Origin of the sequence: Streptomyces sp. NPDC005551 (assembly GCF_042871785.1) — a bacterium.
In the GTDB taxonomy this organism is placed as follows: Bacteria; Actinomycetota; Actinomycetes; order Streptomycetales; family Streptomycetaceae; genus Streptomyces.
In genome coordinates this window covers 63,884-76,258 of the sequence record NZ_JBIAJE010000013.1, presented here as the reverse complement: position 1 = coordinate 76,258, position 12,375 = coordinate 63,884, and the positions used below count along the sequence as shown (strand labels likewise).

At 73.3% G+C, this 12,375-nt stretch carries 10 protein-coding genes; 7 read left to right on the top strand and 3 right to left on the bottom strand.

All coding sequences use genetic code 11. The features are described 5' to 3' along the window. Positions 1 to 265: 265 nt before the first annotated feature. A complete protein-coding gene (locus ACFYP4_RS30670) occupies positions 266 to 1,114 on the bottom strand; it encodes a DUF4184 family protein (RefSeq protein WP_388789849.1) in 849 nt (282 codons plus the stop codon). 269 nt (positions 1,115 to 1,383) lie between these two features. Here ACFYP4_RS30670 and ACFYP4_RS30665 point away from each other — a divergent pair, with 269 nt between their 5' ends. From ACFYP4_RS30665 to ACFYP4_RS30655, 3 genes are all read left to right on the top strand, one after another. Continuing rightward, positions 1,384 to 3,102 (top strand): lytic transglycosylase, encoded by a 1,719-nt coding sequence (locus ACFYP4_RS30665; RefSeq protein ID WP_388789846.1) that lies wholly within the window; start codon positions 1,384 to 1,386, stop codon positions 3,100 to 3,102. Positions 3,103 to 3,320: 218 nt separating this feature from the next. Next, complete coding sequence (locus ACFYP4_RS30660) at positions 3,321 to 3,455, top strand: SPW_0924 family protein (RefSeq protein WP_358851998.1); 135 nt, start codon at positions 3,321 to 3,323, stop codon at positions 3,453 to 3,455. A 32-nt stretch (positions 3,456 to 3,487) separates the two neighbouring features. After that, a complete protein-coding gene (locus ACFYP4_RS30655; RefSeq protein ID WP_388789843.1) occupies positions 3,488 to 4,480 on the top strand; it encodes a DUF3068 domain-containing protein in 993 nt (330 codons plus the stop codon). On the opposite strand, the gene ACFYP4_RS30650 is transcribed toward ACFYP4_RS30655, so the two are convergent. Both ACFYP4_RS30650 and ACFYP4_RS30645 read right to left on the bottom strand, forming a co-directional pair. Beyond that, positions 4,470 to 7,286: an ATP-dependent RNA helicase gene (locus ACFYP4_RS30650; protein WP_388789840.1), complete on the bottom strand. Its 2,817-nt coding sequence runs from the start codon at positions 7,284 to 7,286 to the stop codon at positions 4,470 to 4,472. The genes ACFYP4_RS30655 and ACFYP4_RS30650 overlap by 11 nt on opposite strands. Before the next feature lie 54 nt (positions 7,287 to 7,340). Continuing rightward, positions 7,341 to 8,300 (bottom strand): class I SAM-dependent methyltransferase, encoded by a 960-nt coding sequence (locus ACFYP4_RS30645; protein WP_388789837.1) that lies wholly within the window; start codon positions 8,298 to 8,300, stop codon positions 7,341 to 7,343. 243 nt (positions 8,301 to 8,543) lie between these two features. Here ACFYP4_RS30645 and rpsA point away from each other — a divergent pair, with 243 nt between their 5' ends. From rpsA to ACFYP4_RS30625, 4 genes are all read left to right on the top strand, one after another. Then, complete coding sequence (gene rpsA / locus ACFYP4_RS30640; protein ID WP_358851994.1) at positions 8,544 to 10,052, top strand: 30S ribosomal protein S1; 1,509 nt, start codon at positions 8,544 to 8,546, stop codon at positions 10,050 to 10,052. A gap of 231 nt (positions 10,053 to 10,283) precedes the next feature. Further along, complete coding sequence (locus ACFYP4_RS30635) at positions 10,284 to 11,222, top strand: PAC2 family protein (protein ID WP_358851993.1); 939 nt, start codon at positions 10,284 to 10,286, stop codon at positions 11,220 to 11,222. Between the two features lie 52 nt (positions 11,223 to 11,274). Beyond that, a complete protein-coding gene (gene coaE, locus ACFYP4_RS30630; RefSeq protein WP_358851992.1) occupies positions 11,275 to 11,883 on the top strand; it encodes a dephospho-CoA kinase in 609 nt (202 codons plus the stop codon). Positions 11,884 to 11,983: 100 nt separating this feature from the next. Further along, the gene (locus tag ACFYP4_RS30625; RefSeq protein WP_121403631.1) at positions 11,984 to 12,364 is read left to right on the top strand and encodes a tetratricopeptide repeat protein; all 381 of its coding nucleotides are present in this window, start codon (positions 11,984 to 11,986) and stop codon (positions 12,362 to 12,364) included. Positions 12,365 to 12,375: the final 11 nt, after the last annotated feature.

Below are 12,375 nucleotides of genomic sequence, written 5' to 3'. Positions count from 1 at the left end.
CCCGCTGCGTCGCCCGCGTCGCCCGCGTTGCCACGACGAGCGACGCCGAGGCCGCGTAGGCGTGGGCAAGGCGAATCACCAGGCCGCGTGGGCGTGGACGACGCGCGTGGACGACGCGAGGCCGCGAAGGCGCCAACCCGCGCAGGCGCCGAGCCACGCAGGCGTGGGCAACACGCATCCGCGGTGGCGTGGGCAACGCGCGCACTCCGCAGCCGCCGGACCGAGCCCGTCCGCCCCGGGAAGAGGCACCCCCGGCAGGTCCGCCTCAGCGCGCCCTCTCGCGACTCGGTCCCGCCGGTGTCCCGGTCGGCCGGGGCGGGGCCGGGCGGCGCAGCCTGGTGCCGGTGCCGTACAGGAGCAGGCCGAGCACGAGTCCGGCGCCCGCTCCGAAGCACACCGTCGGGATGAGTTCCCAGAGCTTCGCGTCCGACCCCCAGTACGCCCACCAGCGCGAGGCCCGCTGCACCGCGCCCACGAGGGCACAGCCCACGAGGAGCGCGCCCGCCGCCCACCGGTCCGCCCGGGACAGCAGGGGTACGCCCACCGGCTCGCCCGGGGAGGTCCGCCGGAGCGCGATTACGAGGAAGGACACGATCACGACGGCCGCCACCGCCGAACCCCCGTACTGCAGGTACCAGTAGAGCGGGGAACCGGCGATCTCCCGGCCGAGGACGGGGAACAGCCGCATCCCCCACCGGTCGAGGTGCGTGAACGCGTCCCAGACGACGTGCGTGAGCGCGCCGAGCACGGCGGAGACGTACCACCACAAGGCCGGCGAAGGACCGGGACGCGCGGGCGGCGTCCCGCAGCGCAGCAGGGCCGCCGGGCGCCCCTGCCGGGCCCGCGGCAGCAGGGCGACCAGCGGTTCGCGCAGGACGAGCCACAGGCCCACGAGCGCCCACGCGATGAGGACGTCGACGGTGAGGACACCGGTGAAGGAGTGGGTGAAGCCGCCGAACTCCATCGCACCCGGCAGCGCGCTCGCCGCGTAGTAGGTCATGTCGGGAGCGAACGACCCGGCGACGAGGACGGCCGGTACGAGCCGGCCGCGGCCGGTCCCGTCGCCGCGTACGGCGGGCAGTACGGCCGCCGCGTGGCTGAGAGTGAAAGGCACGTCGTCCCCCTGCGCCGGGCGTCGGGCGCGTGGTGCGGCCCCTGGCGATCACTCACGCCAGTATGAGGGATCCATGAGAATGTCCGGGGGATCCGCCCCCGACGGGCCCGTGGGCAGCGGGTATATGGCCAACCGGTGAAAACCGGGCGTGAACGGGTGCCCGGGCGGCGGAAGTTGTCGTAGGGTCACCTGCGTCACGTGCCGGGGAGCACGGCGGGACGAGAAGAGCGCGCGGAGCGCGAGGGTCGGCCACGGGAGGGGTTCACTCAATGGCGGCGCATTTCGGCAGGCTGCGCAAGGGAGCGGCGACGACCGCCGTGGCGGCGGTCGCGGTAGCGGCACTGTCCGCGTCCCAGGCACCGGGAGTGACCGCCGACGACCCCGGCAGACAGACCGCGGGCTCCGACTCCTCGGCCGACGGCGCGGGCGGCGGCACCGCGACCGGCAACTCGCCCTACTACACGGACCTTCCGCCGCTCAACAGCCCCACTGCCACGCCCGCCCCGGGCGGGGCCGGCGGGACCGGGGCGGACGCGGAGTCCGACATCCCCGCGACGGTCCTCGACGCCTACAAGCAGGCCGAGGCCTCGCTGCGCGAGTCCAAGCCGGGCTGCAACCTGCCCTGGCAACTCCTCGCCGCCATCGGCAAGGTGGAGTCCGGTCACGCCCGCGGCGGCCGGGTCGACGCCGACGGCACCACGTACCGGCCGATCCTCGGCCCGGTCCTGAACGGCCAGGGCTTCGCGAACATCTCCGACACCGACAACGGCGCGTACGACAGCGACACCCGGCACGACCGCGCGGTCGGCCCGATGCAGTTCATTCCCTCCACCTGGGAGTGGGCGGGCCGCGACGGCAACGGCGACGGCGCGAAGAACCCGAACAACATCTACGACGCGGCGCTGGCCGCCGGCCACTACCTGTGCCGGTTCGACCACGACATGTCGGTCCAGTCGGAGATGAACGCCTCGATCCTCAGCTACAACAACTCGACGGCGTACCTCAACACCGTCCTGTCGTGGCTGGACTCCTACCGCAGGGGCACCCACCGGGTGCCGGACGGCACGGGCAGCATCCCCTCGCACCGGAGCGACACCCCCGCCGTCACGGTCCCCGGCCCGACACCCCCGGTCACCCGCACGCCGGCCCCCGAGCCGAGCGAGCCCGGCGGCAAGGACCCGTCGGGCCCCGCCACGCCGCCGTCCACGCCCGGTACACCGTCCACGCCCGGTACGCCGAGCACACCGCCGAGCAAGCCGCCGACCACGCCACCCACCACGCCTCGGCCCACGCCCACCGACACGGTGCACCACCTCGAGGACGCGGGCACCGGCAAGCTCACCGCGACGGCGGGCGACACCTTCACCCGGAAGATCACCGCGCGGGCCGAGACGAAGCCGGGCCGGGCGGTGGCGAAGGTAAGGGTGCGGTTCACCGTCGTCGGCGACACGGACGCCGTCTTCGCCGGCGGTGAGAGCGTCGCCACCGTCACGACCGACAGCGCCGGCAAGGCCACCGCGCCCGCGCTCGTGGCCGGCGAGAAGACGGGCGACTTCACGGTCCGTGCCACCGTGGTGGGCCGTTCGGTGCCCGCCCTCGACTACACGGCGACCGTCACCGCCCGCCAGGCCGACGCCCTCGCCCGCACCGGTGACACCGCGCCGACCTGCACGCCCGGCGCCGAGTTCGCGGACCAGGTCGAGGTGAAGGCCACCTACAAGGGCGCCGTCGCCGGCGGTGTCGCGGCCACCGCGACGCTCGTCAAGTCGGCCGAGGACGCCACCGCGAACGACAAGGGCCCCTACTTCAAGGACGCGGACGGCAATGCCGTGCGCACCCTCACGGGCCTCAGGACGGACGCCGCCGGTCTGCTCAAGCTGCCGAAGCTGTACGCGGACGACACCGTCGGCACGTACCTGCTCCGTGTCACCACCACGGGCGGCGCGACGCTGACCGTGGAGCTGAAGGTGGCCGCCGCCGCTTCCTGAGTCCCCGCCCGTTCGCACGGCGCCCCTCCGGCTTTCCCGCGGAGGGGCGCCGTCGTCCGTGCGCGACGTGTTCTCATCCGGCTCCGCCGTTGCTACGGTGCCCCGACCTGACGACGTATCAGTTCCTGGTTCCGTGTTCTGTGTTCTGTGTTCTGTGTTCAGTGTTCGTTCCTGGTTCCCGTTCCGGTTCAGGTTGTCCAGTCAGCCGGGAGGCTCCCATGCGTGCCCTGATCGCCGCCGCGACCGGACTGGCCGCCGCGCTCGTCCTGGTCTTCACGATCACGGCCCTGGGCTCTCAGTCCGGCACGACCTCGCCCGAACCGCTGCTCACCAGCGTCCCCGAGCACCCGTAGACGTTCCCCGACGCACTGGGAGGGCCGCCGAGATGCGACGCAAGGCCAGCCTCGTCCTGCTCGCCCTCGCCGTGTTCTGCGCGGCGGTGTCCCCCCTGCTCCGCTGGTACGCCTACCCGCGACTGGCCAAGGTCCCCGCCGGCCAGTACCAGGACATGGTGCTGGAAGCGAGGAACGCGACCCTGCTCGACTACGGCACGATGAAGGCCGAGAAGGTCTCCCGGGTGACCGTCGTGCAGACCCTCAAGGGCAATGTGGAGGCGTCCGAGGCGATCGAGCGGTCCGCGGGCCGCGACGTCGTCGTCTGGGACTCCCTGTCCTACGTGGAGGGCCCCGACGGCACGATGGTCTCCAAGCTGCCGGAGCGCTACATCTTCGACGCGCACAGCCAGGAACCCGTCCACGCCACGGGCGAGTCCGTCGACGGCGACCCCGTCCGACGGGACGGCATCGAGTTCAAGTGGCCCTTCCGCACGGAGAAGCGGGACTACGAGTACTTCGACGCGCAGACCCGCACCACCGCCCCCATCCACTACAAGGGCACCCAGGACTTCCGGGGCGTCGAGGTCTACTACTTCGAGCAGACCATCCCCTGGACCGAGGTCCCCTTCCCCAGGGTCATGCCGGTCAAGGGCGTCACCGCGGAGTCGGTCGCCCGGACCGGCACCACCCGTTGGTACACCACGGTCCGCAGGTTCTGGGTCGAACCGGTCACCGGCGCGCCCGTGTACGGCGAGGAGATCCACCGGGAGGAACTGCGCGGCGGCACCCTGCTGGACGGCCGCGACAAGGTGACCGCCTTCTCCGGGCACGTCAGGATGCGCGAGGACTACATCGACTCGACGGTCTCCCTCGTCAAGTCGAACCGCACGGTGATCCTGCTGATGACCACGTACCTCCCCTGGGGCCTCCTCGTCCTCGGCGTCGGCCTGCTCTCGCTGTCCCTGTACCTGGAGGCCCGCGGCCGCAGACCGGACGACCCGGCACCCGCCGGCCGGCCGGAACCGGAAGGGGTCACCGCCTGAGCCGGGCGTTGGTGTACCGGGTCGGCGCGGCGGCGGCCGGATCCTCGGGCCACGGATGCTTCGGGTACCGCCCGCGCAGTTCGGCCCGTACCGCCCGGTACCCGTCCCGCCAGAACGACGCCAGGTCGGCCGTGACCGCGGCGGGCCGCCCGGCGGGCGAGAGCAGATGCACGAGCACCGGCACGCCCGCCACCGCCGGTGACTCCTGCAGCCCGAACATCTCCTGGAGCTTCACCGCCAGGACCGGTCGCTCCGGATCGCCGTAGTCCACGCGGACCCTGGAGCCACTCGGAACCTCGATGCGCTCGGGCGCGAGCTCGTCCAGCCGTGCGGCCTGCCCCGACGCCCACGGCAGCAGACGCGCCAGCGCCTGCCGGGCGTCGATCCGGCCGAGGTCGGCCCGCCGCCGGGCCCGGCCCAGCTCGGGCTCCAGCCACTCGTCCACGCGCGCGTGCAGCGTGTCGTCGCCGACGTCCGGCCAGGGATCGCCCAGGTGCAGCCGCAGGAAGGCGAGCCGCTGCCGCAGCGCCTCCGCGTCGCGCGTCCACCGCAGCAGCCCGAGCCCCTCCTCGCGCAGCCCCCGCACCAGCGCCTCCCGTACGAGCGCGGGATCGGCGTCCCTGAGCGGCCGCACCGTGAGCTCCACCGCCCCGAGCCGCTCGACCCGCCTCGCCACGACGTCGCCGTCGGCCCAGCCGACCTCGTCGCCCTCGGCGTGCAGGGTGGTGGCGGCCCGCCGCGCGGTGTCCTCGTCGACGGCCGCGCCGAGCCGCACGCGCGCGTGCCCCGCGCCCACCGGGCGGTCGGCCACGGCGACGGCCAGCCAGGGCGCTCCCCGCAGCGCCGAGCCGTCCCCGGCCTCGGCCCGCGTCCCGGACACCATGAGGTACGAGCCGCCCTGCGCCCGCGCGACCCGCTCGGGAAACGCGAGCGCGGCGACCAGCCCGGCGACCCGGTCGTCCCCGCCCGGCCCCCGGCCGCCCGCATCGACACCGCCGACCGTGCCACCGCCCGGCCCGGCGGCCGTACCCGGGCCGCGCCGCCCGGCCTGAGCCCTGCCGGAAGACGCCCGGCCGTCCCCGGCTGTGCCACCGCCCGTGCCAACGCCGGGCCCGGCGGTCGTGCCCGTGGTGCCGCGTCCGGTCCGGGTGCCTTCTCCGGTGCCGTCCGCACCGGCGGCCGTGCCCGTGTCACCGCCGGTGGCCCGGGCATCCCGGGAGGGCCCGCGGCCGTCCGCCCCGGCGCCGCCCCCGGCCGGACCATCCGCCCCCGTTCCGGTACCCCCCTCCGCCCCATTGCGGCCCGGGCAGAACGCCCGCCGCAGGCGCCGGGCCTCCGTGCGCCAGCGGGACGCGTACGCGTCACCTCCGCGGCGGGCGGACCGCCACGCCGCGGCCAGGTCGTCGCCGTACTCCCGCGGCGGCTCCTCGCTCAGCAGGGCCACCACCTCGGCGGCCCGCTCGGCGCCCACCTCGGGTGCCGCGTCCAGCAGGGCCCGCGCGAGCCGCGGATGCAGCCCGAGCCGGGACATCCGCACCCCCCGCTCCGTCGCCCGCCCCGCCGCGTCGACCGCCCCGACGGCCTCCAGGACGGTCCGCGCCGCCGCCATCGCCCCGGCCGGTGGCGGGTCCAGCAGCGCGAGGCCGGACGCGTCCGGGTCGCCCCAGCAGGCCGCCTGGAGGGCGAACGCCGTCAGGTCGGCCACCTTGATCTCGGGCGCCGGGAAACGGGGGAGCCGCACGTCCTCCGCCTCCGTCCAGCACCGGTAGACCACGCCCGGCGCCTCCCGCCCGGCACGCCCCGCCCGCTGCCGCCCCGCCGCCTGCGAGGCCCGTACGGTCGCCAGCGCGCTCAGCCCGCGCGCGTGGTCCACCCGCGGCTCCCGTGCCAGCCCGGAGTCGACGACCACCCGCACGCCGGGGACCGTCAGCGACGACTCGGCCACCGAGGTGGCGAGCACCACCCGGCGCCGCACACCGCCGGACAGCACCGCGTCCTGCACGGCCGCCGGAGCGCGCCCGTGCACCTGGAGCACCTCGGTCCCGCCCAGGTCCCCCAGCTGTCCCGCGACCCGCGCGATCTCGCCCACCCCGGGCAGGAAACACAACACGTCACCTGCGTGCTCGGCCAGCGCCCGCCGCACCACCGCCGCGACATGCGCCAGCTGCGCCGGGTCCACGCGCATCCCGTGCGGAGGCCGGACCGGCCGGACGGGCGGCGCCCACACCACGTCCACCGGGTAGGAGACGCCCGCCGCCTCGACCACCGGCGCCCCGCCGAGCAGTCGCGCCCAGCCCGCCGCGTCGGTCGTCGCGGACGCGGCCACCAGCCGCAGCTCAGGACGCAGCGCGGCCCGCACGTCCAGCAGGAAGGCGGCGACGGTGTCGGCGTCCAGATGCCGCTCGTGGCACTCGTCCAGCACCACCACGTCGACGCCCGCCAGTTCCTGGTCGCGCTGGAGCCGTTGCAGCAGCACCCCGGTCGTGACGACCTCCACGCGCGTGTGCCGCCCCACCACCCGCTCGCCGCGCACGGTGTACCCGACGCTGTCGCCCGCCTTCTCCCCGAGCAGCCACGCCATCCGGCGCGCGGCGGCCCGGGCGGCGATGCGCCGCGGCTCGGCGACGACGACCCTGCGGGCCGGCCCCGCGCCGGCCAGACCGGCGAGGACCAGCGGTACGAGCGTGGTCTTGCCGGTCCCCGGCGGCGCGCACAGCACCGCGGCCCCGTGTTCCTCCAGGGCGGCGCGCAGCGCGGGCACGGCGGAGCGGACGGGCAGCCGGTCGAGGGCGTCGGTACGGTTCACGCCCCCAGTCTCGTACGAGCGCTCACGTGCCCCCGCGCGCGTGCGGCGGAGGCGTCAGTCGCGCTCGCACACGAAGATCGCGGTACCCGGGATCAGTTTGCCGCGCAGCGGGGACCAGCCGCCCCAGACCTGGGTGTTCCAGGCGGGCCACTCCGGCTCCACGAGGTCGACCAGACGGAAACCGCCGGCCACGACGTCACGCACCCGGTCGCCGACGGTCCGGTGGTGCTCGACGTACACGGCGCGCCCCTCGTCGTCCTGCTCCACGTAGGGAGTGCGGTCGAAGTAGGAGGCGGTGACGCTCAGGCCCTCCGGGCCGGGCTCGTCCGGGAAGGCCCAGCGGACCGGGTGCGTCACGGAGAACACGAAGCGGCCGCGGGGACGCAGCACCCGGTGCACCTCGCGCAGTACGAGGACCGGGTCGGCGACGAACGGCAGCGCGCCGTACGCCGAGCACGCCAGGTCGAAGGAGCCGTCCGCGAACGGGAGCGCACCGGCGTCGGCCTCCACGAGCGGCACGCCGCCACCGATGCGCAGCGCGTGCTGGAGCTGGCGGTGGGAGAGGTCGAGGGCGACCGGACGGGCTCCCTGGGCGGCCAGCCAGCGCGAGCACTGGGCGGCGCCGGCGCCGATCTCCAGGACGTCCTTGCCCTTCAGTTCCTCCGGCGGGCCGAGGAGCTCGGCCTCGACCTCGTCCAGGCCCTCGGGGCACCAGACGAAACGGTCGTCGCCGAGGAACGTGCCGTGCTCGACCTGGTAGTCGTCCGCGTTCCGGTCCCACCAGCCCCGGTTGGCCCGGGTGCTCTCCGTGACGTCGGCGGCACGGCGGGTGGCTTCCGGTTCGAACGGTTCGTGCTCTTGGATGATCGGCTCCCTCGTACTAGTCTGCGGGCACTTCGGCGCAGGGCGTCCCGGGCGTGTCACCGCAGTGGCTTTGAGGGCCCACACGGCCTCCAGGGACACGTCTTGTGCCGGGTATGGGGCGTTCCGCCCCGGGTGTGGGCCTTCGCGCATTGACCCTGCCCCGCGGCCCCCGTATGCTACAAGTTGCGCTGCGGGCCTGCGCTCCTCAGACGTAGCAGGCTGCGCTCGCATCTGTTGTATGTCCCCTCGGTTGTCGAGGCGCCAACGGACTGTCCCTCATCGGACATCACCGGTTCTGGCGCTTCCTTGGCTGTCCGGCTTCTTCAGAGCGAAACGGGCTCCCGGCGTAAGCAGTACCTACGACTCTCTGTCCGTACCGGAGCCCTTTCCCACATGACGAGCAGCACCGAGACCACCTCTACCACGCCGCAGGTAGCGGTCAACGACATCGGTAACGAGGAAGCCTTCCTCGCCGCGATCGACGAGACGATCAAGTACTTCAACGACGGCGACATCGTCGACGGCGTCATCGTGAAGGTCGACCGGGACGAGGTCCTGCTCGACATCGGTTACAAGACCGAAGGTGTCATCCCGAGCCGCGAGCTCTCGATCAAGCACGACGTCGACCCGAACGAGGTCGTCAAGGTCGGCGACGAGATCGAGGCCCTTGTTCTCCAGAAGGAGGACAAGGAAGGCCGCCTGATCCTCTCGAAGAAGCGCGCTCAGTACGAGCGTGCCTGGGGCACCATCGAGAAGATCAAGGAAGAGGACGGCATCGTCACCGGCACCGTCATCGAGGTGGTCAAGGGTGGTCTCATCCTCGACATCGGCCTCCGTGGCTTCCTGCCGGCCTCCCTCGTCGAGATGCGCCGTGTCCGCGACCTCCAGCCCTACGTGGGCAAGGAGCTCGAGGCGAAGATCATCGAGCTGGACAAGAACCGCAACAACGTGGTCCTGTCCCGCCGCGCCTGGCTCGAGCAGACCCAGTCCGAGGTGCGCCAGACGTTCCTCACGACCCTGCAGAAGGGTCAGGTCCGCTCCGGCGTCGTCTCCTCGATCGTCAACTTCGGTGCGTTCGTGGACCTCGGTGGCGTCGACGGTCTGGTTCACGTCTCCGAGCTGTCCTGGAAGCACATCGACCACCCCTCCGAGGTTGTCGAGGTCGGCCAGGAAGTCACCGTCGAGGTCCTCGACGTCGACATGGACCGCGAGCGTGTCTCCCTGTCGCTGAAGGCGACGCAGGAGGACCCGTGGCAGCAGTTCGCCCGTACGCACCAGATCGGGCAGGTCGTCCCCGGTAAGGTCACGAAGCTCGTTCCGTTCGGTGCGTTCGTGCGCGTCGACGAGGGCATCGAGGGCCTGGTCCACATCTCCGAGCTGGCCGAGCGCCACGTGGAGATCCCGGAGCAGGTCGTCCAGGTCAACGACGAGATCTTCGTCAAGGTCATCGACATCGACCTCGAGCGCCGCCGCATCAGCCTCTCGCTGAAGCAGGCGAACGAGTCCTTCGGTTCCGACCCGGCCTCGGTCGAGTTCGACCCGACGCTGTACGGCATGGCCGCGTCGTACGACGACCAGGGCAACTACATCTACCCCGAGGGCTTCGACCCCGAGACCAACGACTGGCTCGAGGGTTACGAGACCCAGCGCGAGGCGTGGGAGGGCCAGTACGCCGAGGCGCAGCAGCGCTTCGAGCAGCACCAGGCCCAGGTCATCAAGTCCCGCGAGGCCGACGCTCAGGCCGAGGCCGAGGGTGTCACCACCCCGGGTGCGGCTCCGGCCGCCTCCGGTGGCGGCGGCGGCGGTTCGTACTCCTCGGAGTCGGACGACAACTCCGGCGCCCTGGCGTCGGACGAGGCGCTGGCGGCCCTGCGCGAGAAGCTGGCCGGCGGCCAGAGCTGATCGCTCACCGCTAGTCACTGACCGACCAGTGCGGGCCCGCTCCCTCCGGGGAGCGGGCCCGCAGTGCGTTCTCCGCGGCCCACTCGTCCACACCCGTCGCCCACGGTCCTCCCACGACGGAGCGAAGAGCCGTGCCCCGTCGGCCTGTTAGGCGGGCGCGGTGCCCCGTGGCGGGAATGCCCGCGCTCCGGACCACGTTGTCCAGGGGGAACACGAGGAGGAGCGGTCACAGTGCTTGATCCGCAGGGTTTGTACGCATGGGAGCCGAAGGGCCTGGCCGTCGTCGACATGGCGCTCGCCCAGGAGTCGGCCGGCCTTGTCATGCTCTACCACTTCGACGGGTACATCGACGCGGGCGAGACCGGCGACCAGATCGTCGACCGGCTGCTCGACTCGCTGCCCCACCAGGTCGTGGCCCGTTTCGACCACGACCGGCTCGTGGACTACCGGGCCCGCCGCCCGCTGCTGACGTTCAAGCGCGACCGCTGGAGCGACTACGAGGAGCCCACGCTGGAGGTGCGGCTCGTCCAGGACGCCACCGGAGCCCCCTTCCTGCTGCTGTCCGGCCCGGAGCCGGACGTCGAGTGGGAGCGCTTCGCCGCCGCGGTGCGGCAGATCGTGGAGCGGCTCGGCGTCCGGCTGTCCGTGAACTTCCACGGCATCCCCATGGGCGTCCCGCACACCCGCCCGGTGGGCCTCACCCCGCACGGCAACCGCACCGAGCTGGTGCCCGGCCACCGCAGCCCCTTCGAGGAGGCGCAGGTCCCCGGCAGCGCGGAGTCCCTGATCGAGTTCCGCCTCATGGAGGCCGGCCACGACGTCCTGGGCGTCGCCGCGCACGTGCCGCACTACATCGCCCGCTCGCCGTACCCGGACGCCGCGCTGACGGTCCTGGAGGCGATCACCGCGGGCACCGGCCTGGTCCTGCCCGGCATCGCGCACGGCCTGCGCACCGAGGCGCACCGCACGCAGACGGAGATCGACCGGCAGATCCAGGAGGGCGACGAGGAACTCGTCGCCCTGGTCCAGGGCCTGGAGCACCAGTACGATGCCTCGGCGGGCGCCGAGAGCCGCGGCAACATGCTCGCGGAGCCCGTGGAGATCCCGTCCGCGGACGAGATCGGCCTGGAGTTCGAGCGCTTCCTGGCCGAGCGGGAGGGCGACGGCTGAACCCCCGGGGCCCCGCCCGGCGCGGCGGGCGGCAGGCCCTAAGCTTCCGGTCATGCTGAAGGTGGGCCTGACCGGCGGTATCGGCGCCGGCAAGAGCGAGGTGTCACGGCTGCTCGTGGAGCACGGCGCCGTGCTGATCGACGCGGACAGGATCGCGCGGGAGGTCGTCGCGCCCGGAACGCCGGGGCTCGCCGCCGTCGTCGACGCCTTCGGCCAGGACGTGCTCGCGGCCGACGGCGGCCTGGACCGGCCCAAACTGGGTTCGGTCGTCTTCGCCGACCCGGAGAAGCTCGCCGTCCTGAACGCGATCGTGCACCCCCTGGTGGGTGCCCGCTCCCGGGACCTGGAGACGGCCGCCCCCGCGGACGCCGTCGTGGTGCACGACGTCCCGCTGCTCGCGGAGAACGGCCTCGCGCCGCTCTACGACCTCGTGGTGGTGGTGGACGCCCGTCCAGGGACCCAGGTCGACCGGCTCGTACGGCTGCGCGGCATGAGCGAACAGGACGCGCGCGCCCGGATGGCCGCCCAGGCCACCCGGGAGGAGCGCCTCAAGATTGCGGACATCGTCATCGACAACGACGTGCCGCTCGACCAGCTGCGACGCCGGGTCGGCGAGGTGTGGGCGGATCTCGAACACCGGGCGCGCACGGCCGGGGAATGACCGGGCGTACCCACCGAAGGAACCGCGCGGCCCGCCCGCCCCAGGAATAGCGGCCCCGGGCCGGGGCGTTGAACCGTTCCCGTGAGGGAAGGACTCAGCCGTGCCCGACACCAGCGGTTCCACCGGACGTACTCCGGAGACACACGTCATCGACTTCCGCGCCGCCGAGCAGCTGCTCGCCGCCCGCGATCCGCGGGGCGCGGTGAAGCTGCTCGACTCGGTCATCGCCGCCCACCCGGAGAACACGGCCGCCCGGCTGCTGCGTGCGCGCGCCTTCTTCGCCGCCGCCCAACTGCGGCCCGCCGAGCTGGAGTTCACCATCGTCCTGGAGCGTGAGCCGGACAACGCGTTCGCGCACTTCGCGCTCGCCCGCACCTACGAGCGCCAGCGGCGCCCGGACCAGGCCAAGCGGCACTTCAGGCTCGCGGCGGCCCTCGACCCGAATCCGCAGTACCTGGAAGCGGCCCGCTTCGACTCCTGAGCGCCCACTCC